At 35.5% G+C, this 21464-nt stretch carries 11 protein-coding genes; 7 read left to right on the forward strand and 4 right to left on the reverse strand.

Annotation, left to right across the window (positions count from 1 at the left end):
- Position 1 precedes the first annotated feature (1 nt).
- Complete coding sequence (locus ACSSV9_RS10515) at positions 2-823, reverse strand: SDR family oxidoreductase (RefSeq protein ID WP_437347214.1); 822 nt, start codon at positions 821-823, stop codon at positions 2-4.
- Between the two features lie 1313 nt (positions 824-2136).
- Here ACSSV9_RS10515 and ACSSV9_RS10520 point away from each other — a divergent pair.
- From ACSSV9_RS10520 to ACSSV9_RS10545, 6 genes are all read left to right on the forward strand, one after another.
- On the forward strand, positions 2137-5142 hold the full coding sequence (locus ACSSV9_RS10520) for a TonB-dependent receptor (protein ID WP_437347215.1): 3006 nt from the start codon (positions 2137-2139) through the stop codon (positions 5140-5142).
- A gap of 80 nt (positions 5143-5222) precedes the next feature.
- Positions 5223-6980, forward strand: a complete 1758-nt coding sequence (locus ACSSV9_RS10525) for a T9SS type A sorting domain-containing protein (protein WP_437347216.1) — start codon at positions 5223-5225, stop codon at positions 6978-6980.
- A 129-nt stretch (positions 6981-7109) separates the two neighbouring features.
- Positions 7110-8840, forward strand: coding sequence for a peptidylprolyl isomerase (locus tag ACSSV9_RS10530; RefSeq protein ID WP_437347217.1), 1731 nt, complete (start codon positions 7110-7112; stop codon positions 8838-8840).
- A gap of 106 nt (positions 8841-8946) precedes the next feature.
- The gene (locus tag ACSSV9_RS10535; protein WP_437347218.1) at positions 8947-10908 is read left to right on the forward strand and encodes a GDSL-type esterase/lipase family protein; all 1962 of its coding nucleotides are present in this window, start codon (positions 8947-8949) and stop codon (positions 10906-10908) included.
- Positions 10905-13232: a spermidine synthase family protein gene (locus tag ACSSV9_RS10540; RefSeq protein ID WP_437347219.1), complete on the forward strand. Its 2328-nt coding sequence runs from the start codon at positions 10905-10907 to the stop codon at positions 13230-13232. Before ACSSV9_RS10535 ends, ACSSV9_RS10540 begins: the two co-directional genes overlap by 4 nt.
- A gap of 16 nt (positions 13233-13248) precedes the next feature.
- The gene (locus ACSSV9_RS10545; protein ID WP_437347220.1) at positions 13249-15777 is read left to right on the forward strand and encodes a glycoside hydrolase family 9 protein; all 2529 of its coding nucleotides are present in this window, start codon (positions 13249-13251) and stop codon (positions 15775-15777) included.
- Positions 15778-15818: 41 nt separating this feature from the next.
- On the opposite strand, the gene ACSSV9_RS10550 is transcribed toward ACSSV9_RS10545, so the two are convergent.
- A complete protein-coding gene (locus tag ACSSV9_RS10550) occupies positions 15819-16985 on the reverse strand; it encodes an iron-containing alcohol dehydrogenase (RefSeq protein WP_437347221.1) in 1167 nt (388 codons plus the stop codon).
- Positions 16986-17215: 230 nt separating this feature from the next.
- Between ACSSV9_RS10550 and ACSSV9_RS10555 the strand changes: the two genes are divergently transcribed.
- On the forward strand, positions 17216-18247 hold the full coding sequence (locus tag ACSSV9_RS10555) for a LacI family DNA-binding transcriptional regulator (RefSeq protein WP_437347222.1): 1032 nt from the start codon (positions 17216-17218) through the stop codon (positions 18245-18247).
- 3 nt (positions 18248-18250) lie between these two features.
- Here ACSSV9_RS10555 and uvrC read toward each other — a convergent pair whose 3' ends face one another.
- Positions 18251-20104, reverse strand: coding sequence for an excinuclease ABC subunit UvrC (uvrC, locus tag ACSSV9_RS10560; protein WP_437347223.1), 1854 nt, complete (start codon positions 20102-20104; stop codon positions 18251-18253).
- Between the two features lie 62 nt (positions 20105-20166).
- A complete protein-coding gene (gene glgC, locus ACSSV9_RS10565) occupies positions 20167-21423 on the reverse strand; it encodes a glucose-1-phosphate adenylyltransferase (RefSeq protein WP_437347224.1) in 1257 nt (418 codons plus the stop codon).
- Between the last annotated feature and the right edge of the window lie 41 nt (positions 21424-21464).

Here is a 21464-nt window from a genome sequence, read left to right on the forward strand (position 1 = left end):
TTTATACTCCACTGAAAATACTAAATCCGCCGTCAACTGGAATTACAGTGCCTGTAACAAATTTAGAGGCATCGGAAGCCAGCCAGATTACAGTTCCGACTAATTCTGCAGGGTGACCGAATCTTTTGAACGGCGTCATTTTAATAATTGATTTCCCTCTATCGGTGAGGGAACCATCTATGTTTGTAAGTAAAGTACGATTCTGATTTGTAATTAAAAATCCTGGCGCAATTGCATTTACTCTCAAGCCGTCACCAAATTTCAAAGCAAGTTCCATTGCCATCCATCGTGTAAAATTATCCACAGCTGCTTTGGCAGCAGAATATCCAGCAACTCTCGTAATTGCTCTTAAACTTGCCATCGAAGAAATATTAATAATTGAACCGCTGCCATTCCTTGCCATTGGCAGTCCAAATTTTAACGTTGGCAATACTGTGCCGTGTAAATTTAAGTCGACAGCCTTTTTAAAATTTTCAAAACTGAGGTCGAAAATATTTTCTTCGGGCTTTAATGTAGCTTCGGGAAGATTGCCACCGGCTCCATTTATCAGGACGTCGATCTTACCGTATTTTTTGAGTACTTGTTCTTTTGCATTTTCAACGTCAACTTCTTTCAATACGTCACATTTAATATAATCGATCTTTCCGAGTTCTTTAAATGAATTACAGATTTGTTTTAGTTTTTCTTCGTTTCTGCTGATAAGTATTACATTTGCGCCGCATTTAAGGAGACCTTCTGTAATTGCAGTCGCAATTATACCGCTGCCTCCAGTTACTAAAATTACTTTTCCTTCGATACTAAAAAGTGTATTTATATATTCCATTAGATGTAATCCGAATTAATTGTGAATTTTCAATAAATTTTTGAATAAAATAGTTGATATCAAATATAGCTAAACCGATTCAATAAGACAAAATTAGAGTAAATTTATAAAATTATTTTTGCATCAGTGCTCAATACTAATACAAGGTGAAAAGATTTTTTATTCTGGTATGGCGTTATTGTCAAAAATTTATAGATGAAGACATAAATTTATATACCGTTTTCGGGAAAAGGAACTCTGCCAGAAAATTTATTAACAAAATTAAAGGCGGGCAATTTGAATCTAAGGGGATTGTTTCTCAGATAGAACAGAATTAGAGGCCGTCAGCACAGCAGGTTAAAAGGTTTGGGATTCTAATTCGATCGGAACTGAAAAACGTAAGGGTTAATACTTACATCCTTTAGTAAAGATTAAGAAGCCTGATTTCTCACAGTTTGAAAGTAATTTTTTATATTCTTTACCGCTTTCAATAAGCAGATAATTAATTATGAAGGGATATTCGATACTATTTATTTTATTAGTCTCGAATATCATTCGTAAATTTAATTTGCGAGGTTGTTTTAGCAGGAGTTTAGTAAATCATTGGTTGATTCAAGTTATTATATCGTAATGTGAAGAATTAGTTACATAAAACGAAATAAACATATTGAAAGCTTATCATTTGATTTAGTTGAGCTTAGCAAAACGGAATCAAAACGCAAAATCCAAAATTAAAATAGATAAAAGTTACTTTCGCAACCAGGTATATTAGCAATCTGTTGTAATATAATGCTGTAACTAATTTAGTTGTTCAATAAAAAGGTAGAAAATTGTAATACTATCAATATGGATTGCAGTACAGCACTGTTAACCATCTTAATTCTTAAGCTAACCCGAGAAAAATGTCTAGAATTTAAGAGCAAACTTAAGACTTGAAATTCAATCCTTTCCAGATATTCAGAAAAAAATTTTTTTCTTTCGATAATCATTGCAGCTGTAAAATTCAAATCAACATGACTTACAGGACATGGCATTGAGTAATAAGATTTTTGAACATCTGTAAAAAGCATCCGTTATTCGATTACAAAAGGTTTGCTCTACTTAAACAGTTAAGTAATTTCTTTGTTTTAATGATAAAATTTTCTTGACATCTTGAACGAATTTCCATAATATTGAAACGGTACAATGAATATTGTAACAATTAAAAAACGGTTTAATTTCGGTTAATCACTTATAATAGGGTATTGAGGGAAATGTTATTCTAGATAACAAAAATAGAAATTCTTATAGAGTAGTAATTTTTCAAAATAATAATTAATAAAGCGGGGAGTGTTATGAAGATAATTTCTAAAGTTATTTTTACTATCCTATTCTTATTAACCTCAATAAATATGACTCAAGCTCAAGGGAAGGGTCGAATTATTGGAACCGTAATCGACTCAACTACGAACGAGCCTTTAGTAGGAGCAAATGTTCTATTGGTCGGGACAAGTTTGGGGTCGGCAACTGATTTAGAAGGTAAGTATGTAATTGCACAAATTGAGCCGGGCACATATAAAGTATCGTTCCGTTACATTGGATATGTGTCCAAAGTATATACTGTTGAAGTTCAGGCAAACAGAACAGTGCAGCTCGATGTTGCTCTTACAACGCAGGCAATTGAGGGTCAGGAAATTATAATTACAGCTCAAGCACAGGGACAAAAAGCTGCAATCAACCAACAATTGACATCTAATACAATCAAGAATGTAGTCTCAGCAGAAAAAATTCACGAATTACCCGACGCTGATGCAGCAACGGCGCTGAGCAGACTGCCAGGTCTATCGTTGATGAATGGCGACCAGGTTGTTATAAGAGGAGTTCAGGCAAAACAGAATCTTATATTAATTAATGGTATTCAACTGCCATCAACCGACGTCAATACACGCGCCACAAATCTTGGATTTATTTCCGCCAATATGCTTGCCGGTATTGAAGTAGTTAAAGTAGTAACGCCTGATATGGACGCAAATGCTATTGGTGGCGTTGTCAATTTAAGACTACGCGAAGCTCCTTCCGGTTTTCATTTCGACATGCTTTCTCAGGGAAGTTTAAATCACCAGGATAGGACATATGGTAATTACAGATTTTGGGCAAGCGTAAGCAACAGATACTTCGATGATAAACTTGGGGTCTTTATTCAAGGAAACGCTGACAGATTTGACGACGGTTTAGATATGATCTCCTCAGGGTATGAAAGATATGAATTTTTACCTTACGGAGAATCTCCTTACCGTCTGAATAATTTTACATATTCAGATCAACAAAATATAACATCTACATACGGTGGAAGTATAATACTCGATTATAAATTGCCCGCCGGTAAAATATTGCTTCAAAATACTATTTCGAGGGGATTGAACGACAATGCAACTCACAATACTCAACTAGACTTGCAAAACAATAGAGTTATCTATTCACTTAACAGAGACAAATACAAGAGGACATTGTTAGCCAATGCGCTTCAGTTAGAATATAATTTCGGCGATATAAAAGGAGAATTTACGCTTTCTCATTCATTTAGTGATCGCAACACCGATATAAGATATGGCGATCCTGGAGATAATACTAATTTTGCAAATGCTGCTGGTGCCCCATTTGGCTATGATGAAAATGGTAATAAAATTTCATATTCTAATTTAAGAAATACTATCACACCTGCCGAAATATTAAATATTGAGATTGACCCTGCTGACTATCAGGGAGCCGATATATCTGATTGGGCAGTAATTCGTGAGGTGGCTTTCAAACAACATATATACAATACTCAACTCGATGTTACTATTCCTGTTTCATTTACATCCGAATTTTCAGCAACTTTTAAGGTCGGCGGTAAATTCAACAGAACCACACGTTCAAATGACCTGAATCGCTGGTACAAACGAACAGGCGATGAAGATTTCTATGCTAATGTAAGAGATTTCATTCCGGGTAAAACACTCAGTAACCAAAATCAACTTCTCTTTACCGATGTTCAGAATAAAGATTACTCAAGAGGGAAATATTTCTTGAATGGCGATCACCCCTATAACTATGCATTTAACATCGGAATGCTTGACGACTTCTATACAAGAGCACGTTCAGGGTGGGGGCAAGCTGTTCATAAAGATGGGACAGTTTCGGATGATTTCAGTGGTGCTGAAATTTTCTCAGCAGGATATTTAATGGGCACTTTAAATCTTGGAACGAAACTATCAATGATATTGGGTGGCAGATACGAGTATTACAACATGAACTATAATGCTACTAATTTTTATGTAACGCATCCCGTTGACGGAAATGGTAGAATTATTGATACTCTCCATACGGTTGACAGAAATGATAACAACTTTTTCCCCAACGCTCAAATTCGTTACAAGTTTACTAATTGGGCTGATATAAGATTGGCTTATTCAAAAACAATATCACGACCCGATTTCCGGGCAATACTTCCAAATGTTTACTTCTCACCCGGTCTTACAAGTCGTGCAGGAAATCCCTATTTAAAACCTGCAGTATCGACAAATTACGACCTCTATTTGTCATTTTATAACAACCAAATTGGTTTGTTTACAGTTGGAGGATTTTATAAAGAAATTCATGATGTATTCTTCCAGACTAATATCTACTATCAAAATCTTTCTTATTATGGTGTTAGTTTCCCTGACTCTTTATTCTGGGTATCTCAGGGAATTACTCCTCCTGCAAGATCGGATAGAGTTGATACATATATTAACAATCCTGATCCAGCAAAAATAAAAGGTCTTGAGTTTGACTGGCAAACAAACTTCTGGTATTTGCCGGAACCGTTTAATTCGCTCGTTTTGAATATCAACTATACAAGAGTATGGTCTGAAATGGATTATCAACAACTAATTAATCAAGTAATCCGCGAAGAATATATTGATCCAATTACCGGCAGAAAAAAATTCAGAGAAAATTATGTGACTACGGATACAATAAGAACCGCTCGTTTGATTAATCAGGGTGACGATATATTGAATATTGCGCTCGGTATTGACTATAAAGGATTTTCCGGACGTATTTCTTTCAATATGCAGGGGAATGTAATTACTTCTGTAGGCCAGAGACCAGAAGAAGACCAATTCACGGGGAATATCTACAAATGGGATTTCACAATTAAGCAACAACTGCCTATCGAAGGCTTAAGTATATCTTTGAGTGGTATTAATATATTCCATAATCCAATAAAAAATTATAGAAAATTCCGAAGGACAGTGGACGGTCCTATTTTTGATAACGAAGCATCCACGTTATATTCACCAAGGGTATTCGAACTTAACTTAAGGTACACACTCTAATGTGCCTTATATGTTGGTGTAAAAAATGAATACCATGGGGAAGTTATTTAATCATACAACTAATTATTAGGAGGCATGCTATGAAGAAATTATTTTTCTATTTCTTAACTCTATTGCTGCTCTCGTATTCTTCTTCTTTTGCTCAAAGCCTTATGGATTATGTCGAAGAAGTAAGGGGCGATACTCTTGTTATCAAAGACTTTTACGACTTAAACGAGGCTAACTCGCTTACTAATGCTATAACCTTAGACACCGAGGCTCCTGCAGGCAGAGTTTACATGCTCAAGACGGCTGGCTGGTATCCTCTATCTGCTACTCTTACAACTCCTGCTGACAGGCCAACGGTAATTGTTGGAGAAGATGATGACATTCTGGTTCAAAGACAAGCTGCACCGCCGATTATATCCGGATATTCCGACGAGGGTGGCTCCAGTCCAGGCGGTATAACATGGAGTCATGATTTAACTGTAAAAAATACGAGTATTATTTGCGGTGCTCCAGATGGAACCTATGGCTGGGCATTTTTTAACTCTGGTGCTTCAGACCGTAAAGTTGTTTTTCAAAATAACATGATGGAGCATAACTGGTGGGTTTTTGTTCAGTCTAATGCTAATTCGGGTACGAGGCTATATTTCAAAGACAACTATTTTGTCAATATGAGTGGGCGTGCATGCCGTCGTAATGGAGGTGTATACGATAACGTAGATAATAATACGGATACTATCTACGTCGAAAACAATACTCACGTTATGGCTCAAGGTTATATTTATAAATTCAGAAATTATCCTATTAAATTTATCTACGTAAATCATAATACTTTCATCAATTGTTCGAACGTAATTTTTGAAACTCAGGGTGTTCAAAGTAACGCTATCGTTGCCAATAACATTTTTGTTAATAGTAACGTACAACCTTTCAGACCCAATATGACAGAAGATCTATCGGAACAAGCTTATGACGGTCAACCACAGGGCATTATCGACGTTGCTGTTCTACCAGAGAGTATGGAGCAAGTCCCTAGAAAGTGGCTGGTTGAAGCTAACCTGGTTTACTGGGATCCTAGAGTTGCAAATCTGGCAACGGAAGCAAATAGTATGGCTGTTAATGGATTTACCACATGGATGAATCAGGCTATGAAAATGAACGCCCGTACAAAGGCACTTTTCGACGATAATACAAATTATCCATATTTAACAGAAGGTAAGTGGTACGAAAAATTACCAAACTTTACAAATCCCGCAGACCTATTAACTGACCAGGTAGATGTTCTTAAAGAATTCAGTCTTGCAACTATTGATACTACAAGCACAGCAGTAATGCCTTTCTGGAGAGTAAACAGTACTGGAACAGAAAACTTCATTTATTCCGATTGGCCAATTCCTATCGACCTTTCTTACAGTGATGCAGATCTAAAAGTTGGCGGTACCGATGGATTACCTCTTGGTGATTTGAACTGGTTCCCAGATGCAAAAGCCAATTTCATTGCAAATCATTCCAAATACTATTCTGACCTTGTTACTGCATTGGCAGAAGGTCATACTGTAACTTCAGTCAAAGAATTAGGTGGTATGCCGACTCAATTCGAATTATCTCAAAATTATCCAAATCCATTCAACCCGACTACGGTTATTACCTTTACTTTACCAGAGCCGAGTAATGTTACTCTTAAGGTATATAATGCTCTGGGACAGGAAGTAGCAACTCTGGTTGAAGGTTACAAAACTGCACAGAAATACGAAGTTACATTTGATGCTTCCAATCTTGCCAGCGGCTTGTATATCTACACCTTACAGACTGATAATTATAAACTGTCCAAGAAAATGATGTTGATCAAATAATAATAACTTTCTAATCGTAAAACCCCGATAATTTTTATCGGGGTTTTATTTTTATTAAATTCACATTATCAAATAATTAGTCAGCGTTTTTGAAAGTCGTCATATCGATTCCCGAACAGGAGAAAATTTATGCGTTATTTTAGATACTTATTTCTTTTAGCAGTGGGGGCAATTTTACTCAGTGGCAGCATATCAGCATTTACATTTTCCTCAAACGACTCAATTGTTGTAACATATGCCGATAAATATACTTTTACTATTTCTGAACTAAATAAATATATAGTCGATTGGTTATATGACAAAAAATATAAAAATAGAGAAGATGTATATCGTAATGCTCTACATGATATGCTGATTAATCAGTTAAAAAGGATGGACTTTTTTGATAGAGGTTTGGGAAACGATACTAATTTAATCAAAAGTATAAGCCGTATAGTAAATGAAGGATTGGTTACAGAATACTTCAAATCTCAGTACCTAAATAAATACACTACTGAAGAAGCAGTGAAAAATGTTTATAACACGATAGGTAGAAAAGTCGTTTATAGACAAATAGAACTAATAAAGAGTGAGAACATTGCACAGCAGCAACTCGATTCGTTAGAGAAGAAAGCCATACAGATAAAATTGGAAATCGAAAACGGGAAAGATTTTAACGAACTAATTAAAAAATATTCCTCGAATAACAATCCAATTACTCAGCAAGTCGATTGGAAACAAGCACTCCTTGATCCGGTAGCAAATGTCGTATTTAAATTAAATGAAGGAGATGTGCGAATAATAAATACACCTAGTTCTCTTAAAATAGTTGAAATTACGGAAGTAAAACATGTGACTGTAGAACCTTACGATGTTGCTAAAAATGAAATTTCAACGTACCTGAAAAATATTTCTTACGCACCTGCATACGAGGAATTTGAAAATGACAAAATGAAATTAATCGATGAAAATAAAGTATGCTGGGATACTACTGCCTTAGAACAAATTGCTTCCTGGTCAAATACACCTGATTTTTATAAAGACAAATATTCACAAGTAATCTCAGAAGAAATTAAAAAAGGGAATAACAAAATCATTTTAAAGTATGACGATCTTTCGGTTGATTACAAAAAGTTTGTTTATCTGTTAGACAACATTCTGATTCTTAACAATAATGGAAATATTACAATTGAAATATTGAAGAATTTTCTGCTTGAAGCTGTGAGAACAGATATGATTGTAAAGAAAGCTGAGCGCCTGAACCTAAAAGAAAAAATTTTCAATGCATTTACAGACGATATTGTATTAAAGAATCAAATAGTTTATCTATACAATCAGGCAGTAATTGAATCGAAAATCCCGCCGGCTACGGATGGGGCTATTTACGATTTCTACTTAAAGCACCAGAACGATTTATATTACCAGCTTGAAAAAAGAAATATTTTAGTTATGGTCTTTACTTCAAAAGAAGAAGCTGAAGAGGCTTATAAAAAAATTAATGACGGAATTCCATTTGAAAAAGTTAAAAGTGCCTATCTGGTAAAGACGTATATTAAAGAACGTAACGGAGAAATTAGGTCTTTACAAAAAGAAGAAAAACCTTTATTTGGAAAGGTAGCATTCACATTAAATGAACTGGAAGTTACAAAACCAATTGAATTTACAGAAGAAAATCAAAAAAAGTATGCCCTTATTAAGTGCTATAAAATCAGACCAGAAAAGCAATTAACTTTTGAAGAAGCCAAAGGTTCAGTCATTGAAGACTATAAAAATTATCACAGAAATGAGATTAAACAAGAGGTTGAAAAATATTTAATGAAAAAATACAATCCTGTGGTTAACGAAAAGGTATTGAAAAAATTAATCGACGGCATTTCATAACTCATTTAATCTTTTTTCTACTGAAAAAATTTATTCAGATTTAAGTGATGAACTGTTTTATTGTAAAAAAATCCGTTAGATTGTAGAATAATAATCTGTGAATAATTTGGACAATAAAAAATACATTCAAAAGAAGGTATTAGCGGATAGTAAAAATTTTACTCCCGAACAGCTATCTAAAAAGTATAATCTTTCCATAAAAGAAATCAAAGAAATATTAAATTCATCATCACATAAGTATCCTAAATGGTTTTACGTAATCCTTGTAGCTATTCCGATTATATTTTTAGTTCTATTAGAATTATCACTCAGAGCCTTTGATTACGGATATAATCTGGAACAATGGGTCGATGCCGGCAACGACAAGCTTATAATTAATCCAGAAATTGGCAGAAGATATTTCCCGAGTGGCAATTTTGTTCCGAATACAATTGAAGATATGTTTGACCTCCATAAAAAGCCAGATGCGTTTAGAGTGTTTGTGCTGGGCGGAAGCAGTGCCCAGGGTTACCCCTTTAATCCGATGGGAGCTTTTTCACGTTATATTCGCAAAAGATTGGAGCTTGTATATCCTCAGGCGAAAATTGAAATTGTCAATATCAGTATGACAGCAGTCAATTCATATACGATTCTGGATTTATTACCAGGAGTATTGGAACAAAAACCGGACTTAATATTGATCTATGCTGGACATAATGAATACTACGGTGCTCTGGGCGTTGGTTCCGTTGAGTCGTTCGGTACATCTCGGAATCTGGTTAAGTTGATGCTATTTCTAAATAAATTCAAAACAACACAATTGTTGAGAGATGCAGTCAATTCAATACTATCCTTATTTTCTTCAGATGATAGAAAGTCGCGTGGCACTCTTATGTCGGAAATTGCAGAAAATAAGTTAATCCCGATCGATTCAGAAGAGTATTTTAAAGGCGTGGAACAGTTCAGAAATAATTTAGATGAAATTTTACAATTAGCCAAAGAAAAAGGAACACCTGTAATATTAGGAAAGCTTGTATGTAATTTGAAGGACCAAAAACCTTTTGCGTCAATAAAATATCGTGGAAATAAAACTGCCATCGAAATTTATGAAAATGCAAAAAAGGAATTGGAAAAAAATAATTTTTCAAAAGCCGAATCGTTATTTGTGCTGGCTAAAGACCTGGACGCTCTCAGATTTCGGGCTCCTCAGGCATTGAATGAAGTTATTGATCAGCTCGGAAATAAATATAAAGTTGCTGTTGTACCTCTTGATTCAGTATTTAACAGCGTGAGTCCCTTTAAAATAGTTGGTGACAATCTCTTTGTTGATCACCTGCACCCGAATTTGCAGGGTTATCAATTGATAGGAAAATCATTTTATGATTATATGTACAAATACGGTTACTTGAATTCGCTCGGCAAAGAACAATTTCCATATGAGAAACAGGACAGCATCACACTGGCAAATTTTGTTTTCACTCCATTGGATTCTGTATTGGGTATTTATTATGTAAAACTGTTAAAGTCGGATTGGCCTTTTACCCAAAAAAGGAGAGGAAAATTTAATCAGCATGATTTAATGCGAATATTGAATCCAAAAGATTTCATCGATTCAATTGCCGCAGCAAGAATTGAAAACAAGATATCATGGGTCGATGCGCACTTAATAGCAGCGACTTATCATCTTAGAAGAGATGAAATTAAAGACTACCTTAAATATATGGATGTAATTATTTATCAATATCCAATTCTAAAAGATCTCGACGGTGCTCTAAGATTTTTTTATGCACAAAATAAAATTAATCTAAACGATTATACACCACGTAGAAACGGATTGATGGCTCTCTATATCGGCAACTACGACAATGCAATCAGATATTTGAAACTGGCTGATAAATCGGAGCCTGGTAACTCGGTTATTTTATATAATCTGGCATTAGCTTTTTATAAAAAAAATAATTTCGACTCAGCCACTGTTTATATTAATAAATCCTTAAGGCTAAACCCGCACAACAAAGAAGCAGTGGAGTTAAATAGGCTAATTAAAAAAAATAAAAATAGTCGTATCTCATTTCCTGGAGCACAATGAAAGGTAAAAGAATTTACTTCATTTTGTTAGCACTTTCTATCTCGATAATCAGCTTCGAAATAGTATCGACTCGTATATCATCAGTAATTTTCGTCAGCAACTATGCATTCTTAATCCTATCGCTTGCTATGTTAGGTATTGGCCTGGGAAGTATATATGCACATTATAAGATTAAGAAAAACGATGCAGAAGAAATTATTTTATTATTGAAAAAGTTGATTGTAACTTTGAGCCTTTTTCTTATACTGTTTATCTTATTGATAACGCTCTTCAAAATAACTAATCCATATTTTTACTTCTTGCTGCAAACCATACCATTTCTATTGGCTGGTATTATTTATTCACAAATTTATAAAGTATTTTCATTAGAGGGTTTTCGATTATATGCCTATGATCTGGCTGGAGCAGCCATTGGTGCGGCAATATCAATTATCCTTCTTGATTATCTCGGAGCTCCAAATAGTGTATTGTTCATTTCTGTAGTATTGCTGTTGACAACGATAAATATATTACCCGGTAAATTATCTCCGAAGGGTAAACTATTGAGTAACATCTTTTTATTATTGTTCGTGGTGCTGCTTCTTATTAATAGAGAAGCTAAACTGCTCGGGGAAATTCCGATAGGATATTATCCCGAAAAAGATTTTTATTTTGTTTATCCAGACGCAAAATATATTTCCGAAATTGAAGAAAGCAGATGGAGCATCAACGGTCGTTCGGATCTAGTTAGGTACAATAATCAAGATATAGTTAAACAATTATTTGTGGACGGTTCAGCAGGCTCGCAAATGTACCGCTTTAATGGCGATGTTAAAAATCCCGGTAGTAAACTTGGCAAACTCTTGGTACAACATTCCACTTCAATTCCTTTTTTATTTCTCAAAGAGAATGAAAAAAATAAGATGCTTGTAATAGGACCTGGGGGAGGAAAGGAAATTTTAATAGGTTTAATCGAGGGAGTTAAAAATATATACGGAGTTGAAGTTAATTCAGATTTTGTTCAGATTGTCAAAGATTATAAAGACTACAACGGTGGTATTTATACCGATTTTGATAATGTCACTATTAAAGTAGATGAAGGGCGTAACTTTATTAAGCGCACTGATGAATATTTCGACATAATAGTAATGGCCCTACCTTCCACAGAACAATTACAAAATATTGATAACCTTGCATCAAACGAAAACTATTTACTTACAGTAGAAGCTATAAAAGATTATTTAAACAAACTATCCTTATCCGGTAAGTTGATTTTTACGTTACATAACAGATGGGAATTAATCCGACTATTGGTTACAGCACTCTATGCGTTTGAAGAAATGGGTATTGATAATCAGGCTGCGTTAAATCACTTTGTTATAATTGGACAGGATTATGCACCTACTCTTGTAATAAAAAAAATGGCATTTTCACAAGAAGAAATAAATGATATCAAAAATACCGCGCAAAAAATTCCTCGTAGTTTACCGCAGGTAACTTATCTTCCATACAGTTGGGATAAGTTAGAAAAATCGCCAGAAAATCAATTCTTGCTGGCAATCAAAGAGAATACCTATTCTGTTGATGATTTAATAAAAAATGATAAATATGATATATCTCCTGTACGAGACGACAGTCCATTCTTTTATAAGATAAACCGCGGTGTACCCGATGATTTTGAGAATCTTTTTTTAGGAATCTTGATTATCGGTTTCCTATTTATAACTATTCCCTTAGTTAAAGTAATCCGAAATAATAAAGAAAAAATAAATCGGACAGTGCTTCTTTTCGCGCTTCTGCTTTTTGTTTGCATAGGAGCAGGTTTTATGATTATTGAAATTGCTTTGTTTCAAAAATTAATTCTTTATCTGGGTGTCCCTACGATATCGTTATCTGTTTTGCTCTCATCTATGTTGATTGGAATGGGATTAGGAAGTTTTTACAGTCATAAGATAATCAAAGAAAAAATTTATCATCGTTTAATTATTATCTCTTTACTGATTATCGCATATGGAATATTATTATTCACAACTTATTCTTCAATACTGAGTGGAGTAGTTGAATTAAGTCTATTTTATCGGGCTTTAGTAATTTTTATTTTATTACTACCTTTAGCTTTTCTACTTGGCTTCCCGTTTCCCACAGGAATTCAGTTACTTAAACAAAATAGTCTTTCAAACTACATCCCGTGGTTGTATGGTATTAATGGTATTATGTCCGTAACAGGCTCAGTCTTAGCTGTAATCTTATCAATGACGTTTGGATTTGCAGTGTCTTTTATGGTAGGTTTATTTTTCTATTTAGTTATAACTCTTGGTGCATGGAGAGCAACTTGCAATAAATAATAACTGGAGAGGTAAAATGAAAAAATTATTTCTTCTTATGGCGATGTTATTTTTAAGTCAATTTACACTATGGTCTCAGACATTGAAAATCAATGAAAAAGAATATTTTGAAACTCGTGGTGTGAATTTATTGGTTTTCAGCAATCAATATACAGGCTACTTTTTTGACGAAAAAACCGCAGGTATCGAATTGATCCATCATGGAGTCAGAACTGCTACAGGAGGTGCTGTGCGTCTTCAGCCCACACCAGAACAGTGGGACCAGATACCGATGGTTGTTGAGAGAAAAGTAGATAGAGAGAATAACGCAATAGAAGTCTTACTGAGATACAATGAGTTCGACTTTAATTCCAGAGTAAAGGTCGAAGCGTACGAAGACGGTGTTCTTATAGAAGTAATTTTGGACGAACCTTTACCCGAAAAATTAGTAGGGCACGCCGGTTTTAATATGGAATTTTTACCTTCGGCTTATTTTGAAAAAACCTATTTAATTGACGGTAAGCCTGGAGTTTTTCCTTTGTATCCGACCGGTCCGGTTAAAGTCAAATCAATCGAAGAAAAAATTCCACAATTTGCAGGCCATTCTACTTTTGACGACAGGGGACGCAGAGAATTTATCGAACCATTGCCGATTGCTGAGGGTAAGGTTATTGTTCTCGCTCCTGAAGATCCTGAACGCCAAGTAACTATTAAATCGCTTACGGAGAAGCTAATGCTTTTTGACGGCAGAAACTTGGCTCAAAATGGCTGGTATGTTGTAAGGTCGTTATTGCCTGCAAATAAGAGTGGAGTAGTTTTAAAATGGTTCTTAAAAGCAAATTCAATCAAGGATTGGATACGTGAACCAGTAATTACGTATTCTCAAGTTGGATATCACCCCGATCAGAATAAAATTGCTGTTATCGAACTGGATAATAACGATACACCACTTGAAAAAGCTGCTCTTTATAAAATTGACGAAAGTGGAAATACAAACCTCGCCTTAGAAAAGAAAGTTGAACAATGGGGTGAGTTCCTCAGGTATAAATATGTTACTTTTGATTTTAGTGACATTAAGGAAAGCGGATTATACTGTATTAAATATGGAGAATTAACAACCAAACCTTTCCCGATAAGCAAGGATGTTTATAAATCAGCTTGGCATGCTACGCTGGATGTATGGTTCCCTGTCCAGATGGACCATATGTTTGTCAACGAAGCTTACAGAGTATGGCATGGCTTACCCAGCCGGGACGATGCGCGACAGGCTCCCGTTAATCATGTCCATTTTGATGGCTACCGTATGGGACCCAGTACAGATACTAAATACAAACCCGGCGAACATATTCCAGGACTCGATGTTGGTGGTTGGTTCGATGCGGGTGACTTTGACATTCAAACTGGGCATCATTGTACCGCAATAATGAGCTTTGTCGATAGCTGGGAAAAGTTTCAAATTGACAGGGATCAAACTTATATCGATCAAAAAATTAAATATACTGATATTCATCATCCCGACGGGAAACCCGATTTGTTGCAACAGATTGAACACGGCACGCTACAACTTGTAGCTCAACATAAATCTGTCGGGCATGCCTTTAGAGGGATTGTTGTGCCAAATCTTCATCAATATCACCATCTCGGTGATCCATCTACTATGACAGACAATTTGATCTATAACCCCGAGATGGGTGTTAATGAAAATGATGGCAAATACAGTGGAGTTAATGACGACAGGTGGGCATTTACAGGTAAAGATACTGCATTGAATTATTCCTCAATAGCTGCATTGGCTGCTGCATACAGAGCCCTGAAAGGATTCAATGATTCGCTTGCCAGTGAAGCATTGTCGATAGCAGAAAATGCATGGATTAAAGAACATAATGAATCTGGCTGGGAAATAAAAGATTCCGGCAGGTTTGCATTGAACAGAATTAAAAGTGAAATCGATGCAGCATTGCAATTGTTGATTTCAACCGGCAATAATAAATATAAAGAACGATTTGAACAGCTGATTTGGGATGCTCTCGATTTATCACGTATTCTTTATATCGAACCTGCTGTAAAAGCCATTCCATTTTTCAACGATCAGTATAAAGAAAAGCTCGTTCCGTACGTACAAAAATATAAAGCGGAGTGTGACGAATTCTTTAAGGAAAATCCATACGGAGTATTAATTGGAAGGCGCCCCTGGGCAGGCAACCATGAATTAATAAGCTGGGCAATCACAAATTATCATGTCAATAGAGCATTCCCCGAGATTATGAGTCCCGAATATACATTCAGAGGATTGAATTATATTTACGGCCTTCATCCTTCATCGAACATTTCCTTTGTTTCGGCAGTAGGAGTTCACTCAAAAAAAGTGGCTTATGGAGGAAATAGGGCTGATTTTACTTTTATTGCCGGCGGTGTTGTTCCTGGATTATTAATGTTGAAACCGGACTTTCCCGAAAACAAAGAGGACTGGCCTTTCCTCTGGGGCGAGAATGAATATGTAGTTGATATTTGTGCCGAGTATATCTTCCTCGTTAATGCGGTCGATAATTTATTGAACGGTAACTAAATTTATATGGGCTGTCGCATTATAATGGGACAGCCCATTTTTTAATATTCGCCTTTTAAAGCAATTGCATAAATTTGATAAATGTCATTCCGCTCCAATTTCCTCAATGTGCCGAGTGGTGCTTGTAATGCAGCATTATCTGCAAGTTTTGAAAGATCGGTTTCCTTAATACCGAAATCTGTTAGTTTTACCGGTGCTCCAATCAACTTATAATATTCTACAATTTGTTTTATTGTCTGTGTACCTTCATTTATATCTTCACTGAATACTTTTTTACCGAGTTTAATTAGCTTTTCATTTATAAGATTAATGTTATAATGCATCCAAGCAGGAAACATAACAGCCAGGCCAGCTCCGTGAGCAATGTCATAGAACGCTGAGATCGAATGCTCGATTGAATGAGTTGCCCAATCACCATAATTTCTGCCAGCTCCGACTATTCCATTTAATGCCAGAGTGGCAGCCCATGCTAAGTTTGCGCGAGCGTTATAATCATCCGGTTTTTCAATTAGTATCTTTGTACTCTTTATAATAATTCTTATTAGGCCTTCTGCAAGTTCATCCGGTAAATCTGTCTCTGGAGTGCCATCAAAATACAATTCAAATATATGAGAAAGCGCGTCAATAGCACCATATACTGTCTGTTCTTTTGGTAGTGTAAATTGTACTGTCGGATCGATTATCGATACTTTCGGATACGAAGCCAATCCGGCTGTAAATGCCCACTTTTTATTCTCCGATTCATTTGTTATGACTGCGTAGCCATTCATTTCAGAGCCCGTTGCTGAAAGGGTAAGTATAGAAAATATAGGCAGGGAATTTGTTAGCTGAACTTTTCCTTCGAATGCATCCCATATATCGCCATTATAAATGGCTGCAGCACCAATTGCTTTTGCCGAATCAATTACACTGCCACCACCTAATGCTAAAATGGCTTCGATTTTATTTTCTTTAACATAACTCGCTGTTTCTCGCACAAAACTCAATATGGGATTCGGTTTAACTCCTCCTTTTTCGATATATCGGATATTATTTGCTTTTAACGATTCAATCACTTTATTGTAAACTCCGTTTTTGAAAATAGAGCCTTTACCATATAAAAGAAGAACGGATTTAATATTATAATTTTTTATTTCATTCCCTATCTTTCCAATTGTTTCCCGCCCAAAGATAATTTTAGTAGGATTTTGATATACAAAATTATTCATACGGTTAACCTCCGGATTAGTTTATTAATTATTCGTGCAAAGATAAAAAAAGTGTCATAAAATGAATAATTTGGTAGGAAAATACGATTTAATAACGACTAAAGTTTTATCCTCTTTAAGAATTTCAATCAAAAAATGATTTGATTTTATGAGGATATAAAAGTATTTTTGGATGTTTTAGAAGAGTATTAAACCGTTTTAATTTGGGGAGCTCAGAGCAGGTATCTTAAATGAAGAAAATAACCATCGTAGATGTAGCCAAAAAAGCAGGGGTATCTAAAGGAACCGTATCAGCTGTTATTAATGCTAAGAATACTGTAAAACCAGAAACACGCGACCATATCCTCCAGATAATGAAAGAGCTTAACTATAGACCCAAAGGAGTTGCACGTAATTTAAAAAATGGCAATCAGGATAAGGCTATCGGAATTATAATTAAAGACTTGAATTATCCTTTCTATACTGCAATTGCTTCAGGGGTTAAAGAATATGCAAATTCAAAAGGTTATTCGGTTGTAGTTACAAGTTCCGAAAATAACCATGAATCCGAAATTAGATTTTCTCATATGTTTTCGGCTAAAGACATTAAGGGTGCAATTATTGCTCCGATTGTTGAGGGAAGTTCAGAAATTGAGCATTTATTTAAATTGAAGATGATTAATTATCCTTTCGTCCTCCTGGAAGATGTAAGAGGTATTCAGGCAAATGTAGTGGCCATTGATAACCAGAATGCAATAAAAAAGGCTGTTAAATATCTGATTGATTGTGGACATAAAAAAATTGTCCACTTTGCTGGGCCGCCTCAGTCTTCACATACACAGGAACGAATTGAAGGATTCAAACAGGCATTCAGCGAAAGCCCTTTGATTTTAAGAGACGATATGATCGTTTCGATCGGTTCGAAATTCGAAGAAAGCTTTGGAAAAACAATCGAATATTTTAAAAACCGTAAGAAAGAAAATTATCCCACCGCAATTGTATGTTTTAACGACCAGCAGGCTTTAGGAGTAATGATGGCACTCAAGGAACTACGAATAAAAGTGCCAGAAGATATTTCCATTGTTGGTAACGACGATATTTATTATGCTCGCATCTATCCGGTTCCGCTGACTACAATAAGAGCACCTCAACATGAAATAGGAAGAAAAGCTGCTGAAATACTGATTAGAAATATTGAATCGAATGTTTTATTGCCCCCGGAAAAAGTCGTACTCGAGACCGAACTTATCATTAGAGAATCTACAAGAGTATTGAACGGATAATTATTACTGTTTTTCTCCACCTGCTATATGATAATACTCGTAAATGATTTTAGCTTTTGCTTTCCCGATGATACCAGAAAGTTTTTCTATATCTGCCTGTTTTATTTCATCAATAGTCATTTCGCTCAGTAACTTTTCTGCTAATTTTTGACCTATTCCTTTTATATTGAGTAATTCAGTGGTTATTGTTCGCTTGCTTCTACGTACACGATGGAAAGTGATGGCGAATCGATGCGCTTCGTCTCTTATCTGTTGCAGTAATTTCAAAACAGGCGAAGCTTTTGGAATAATATGGGGCTCTTTTTCGCCTGGTAAATAGATTTCTTCGAGCCTTTTTGCCAGTCCAATGATATCGTAATTTTGAGCTCCTAATTTTTTCAGAACTTCGATAGCGCTGGACAATTGCCCTTTGCCGCCATCGACCATTATCAAATCGGGCATCGGCTCACTACCATCAATCGCTTTGGAATATCGCCTCTCGATTACTTCACGCATACTGGCAAAATCATCGGGACCGACCACACTGCGTATAATAAATTTTCTGTATAAGCTTTTCTTTGGCTTGCCGTCTATAAATACTACCATGCTTGCGACAGGGTCACTACCTTGAAGATTGGAATTGTCAAAGCATTCGATTTTACGAGGTAAATTTCTTAGTCCCAATTCTTTCTGCAGAGCAGCAATAACAAATGGAACACTCCCTTCTTTTTTCATTCTCTGCAGTTGAATCTCTTTGAGTTGAAGAATTGAATTTTGTTTGCACATCATCAATAATGATTTTGCCTCGCTCATTTTCTTCGGCACAATAAAACGACATTTAAAACCTGCTTTTTTACTTAACCATTCTATTAAAGTTTCACTCTCTTCGGGTTCTTCTTCAAGAATAATTTCTTTGGGAATTTCCACAAAATCGTTGTAATAAAATTTAATAATCGACGCATAAAGTGCTTTGATATCATGTGCCTCTCCAGTCATCGGAATAGCATCAGAAATAGCCAATGTCAATTGGCGTTTACCTACTAATTTGCCTGACCTGATATTCAATACCGTAGCGGCAACATCTCTTCCCTCATACACAGCCGAAATAATATCTCTATCTTCTTTTTCTGTGGATACTACCTTTTGTTTGGATGAATATACCTGCAGTTGTTCGATTCGGTCGCGCAGTTCAGCAGCTTTTTCAAATTCCAATTTCTCAACTGCATTTTGCATTTGCTGTTGCAACTCGTTAATTAGATCGTCGGTTTTGCCTTTCAATACTTTTATCACTTGCATTACCAGCTGTGCGTATTCGTTTTCTGAAATTAACCCTTCACATGGTCCGTCGCATTTTTTAATATGATAATCGAGACATACTTTGTATTTTTTTTTCTCAATTGTTTCTTGAGTAATATGGTATTTGCAGCTCCGGATCTTAAATATTTTGTTAATTAGGCGGAGCGATTTCTTCATGCTTTTGACATCTGTATAAGGACCAAAATACTTCGAGCCGTCGTTAATTACATTTCGTGTTGGGTAAACTTGCGGAAACGGCTCATTCGATATTTTTATGTAAGGATAAGACTTATCGTCTTTTAGATTAACGTTGTAACGAGGTTTGAGTTGTTTTATCAGATTATTTTCAAGAACAAGGGCTTCAATTTCATTATCAGTAATAATTAATTCGATATCTTCAATTTTGGAAACGAGTGCTGCAGTTTTGGGTGAGTCTATATTTTTATGAAAGTAACTTCTTACCCTATTGCGTAGATTCTTTGCTTTGCCGACATAAATAACTTTACCGTTTTTATCCAGAAATTGGTAAATGCCCGGTAAATTTGGAAGATTATCTAGTTTATTTTGTAAGTTTTCTTTCATATTATAAAAATAATTTAAAGGGGATAACAAGGCAAGGAAGGGAAGTTTCCCTGCCCTGTTACTCAGAATTTGTAGTTCTTCGGTATAACAACGATGCCCGTTTCGGATACTTTGAATCGCTTTTTATCTTCTTCTGGATCAAAGCCGATTTCTGTGCCTTCGGGGATGTGTACATTTTTATCGATAATTGCCCGTCGTATCCTCGAATATCTACCGATGTTACAATTGTCCATTATAATCGAATCGGTAATGTATGTGTAACTGTTAACCCTGACATTAAAACCGAGTATCGATCTTTCGACGAGACCTCCGGAGATTATTGTTCCATCTGTTATAAGCGAATTGATCGCACGTCCGACTCGCTCGCCTTCGTGCGAAACTGTTTTGGCAGGGGGAAACTGTCTTTGCTCAGTTCTTAAAGGCCAGTGTGTATCATATAGATTAAAATGGGGATTAACACTGATTAAATCCATACTCGCTGCGTAGTAACTTTCTATTGTCCCAACATCTACCCAGTACGGTTCTGGTTTTTTATTTTCGTCGACGAAACGATAAGCCTTCAAATTATAGTTTTTCTTCAGCATATATGGAATTACGTGTTTGCCGAAATCTAGACTCGGTACTTTTTCTTCTTCCATTTTGTACATTACTTCTTTTAATGCTTTTACGTTGAACACATAAATACCCATATTGACAAAACTTTGGTCTGGGTTATCAGGAATTGTAGGCGGGGACTTCGGCTTTTCAATGAACGACTGGACTGTGTAATCTTCCGAAATTTGAATTACTCCAAATCTATTCGCTTGATCTTTCGGAATATTTATAGCTGATAAAGTTAAATCGGCTTTTTTTTCAATGTGATACTGAATCATTTTTAGATAATCCATTTTGTAAATATGGTCGCCCGATAGAATCAATACCCAATCGTAAAGATGATCCTCAATCAAATTGAAGTTTTGATAAATTGCATTTGCCGTTCCGAGATACCAATCGCTGCTTGTTTTAAATTGTGGTGGAATTGAATAAATAAATTCTCCTAATTCAGGGTTAAAAATATTCCACGCTTCATATAAATGCCGATTAAGCGAATCGGATTTATATTGCGTCAATACGTAGATTTTTCTAAAACCTGAATTCAGGCAATTAGATAATGTGAAGTCAATGATTCTGTATTTACCTCCGAAAGAAACGGAAGGCTTTGTGCGGTCTTTTGTCAATGGAAATAATCTTTCTCCCTGACCGCCTGCAAGAATCATGGTTAATGTTTTTCTTAATATTTCCGAACCCGTGTATGCCATAGCATCCTCGACTATTTGCATTAAAATATATTCAATTAATATTTGATTGGCAACGTCAGAAA

Source organism: Melioribacter sulfuriphilus, assembly GCF_051488685.1.
Classification (GTDB): Bacteria; Bacteroidota; Ignavibacteria; order Ignavibacteriales; family Melioribacteraceae; genus Melioribacter.

Excerpts from the sequence above, each read along its gene's own strand:
- ACSSV9_RS10515 (WP_437347214.1), bottom strand. The coding sequence starts at position 823 with ATGGAATATATAAATACACTTTTTAGTATCGAAGGAAAAGTAATTTTA.
- ACSSV9_RS10545 (WP_437347220.1), top strand. The coding sequence starts at position 13,249 with ATGAAAAAATTATTTCTTCTTATGGCGATGTTATTTTTAAGTCAATTT.
- glgC (WP_437347224.1), bottom strand. The coding sequence starts at position 21,423 with ATGCAAATAGTCGAGGATGCTATGGCATACACGGGTTCGGAAATATTA.
- ACSSV9_RS10540 (WP_437347219.1), top strand. The coding sequence starts at position 10,905 with ATGAAAGGTAAAAGAATTTACTTCATTTTGTTAGCACTTTCTATCTCG.
- ACSSV9_RS10555 (WP_437347222.1), top strand. The coding sequence starts at position 17,216 with ATGAAGAAAATAACCATCGTAGATGTAGCCAAAAAAGCAGGGGTATCT.
- ACSSV9_RS10520 (WP_437347215.1), top strand. The coding sequence starts at position 2,137 with ATGAAGATAATTTCTAAAGTTATTTTTACTATCCTATTCTTATTAACC.
- ACSSV9_RS10530 (WP_437347217.1), top strand. The coding sequence starts at position 7,110 with ATGCGTTATTTTAGATACTTATTTCTTTTAGCAGTGGGGGCAATTTTA.
- uvrC (WP_437347223.1), bottom strand. The coding sequence starts at position 20,104 with ATGAAAGAAAACTTACAAAATAAACTAGATAATCTTCCAAATTTACCG.
- ACSSV9_RS10550 (WP_437347221.1), bottom strand. The coding sequence starts at position 16,985 with ATGAATAATTTTGTATATCAAAATCCTACTAAAATTATCTTTGGGCGG.
- ACSSV9_RS10525 (WP_437347216.1), top strand. The coding sequence starts at position 5,223 with ATGAAGAAATTATTTTTCTATTTCTTAACTCTATTGCTGCTCTCGTAT.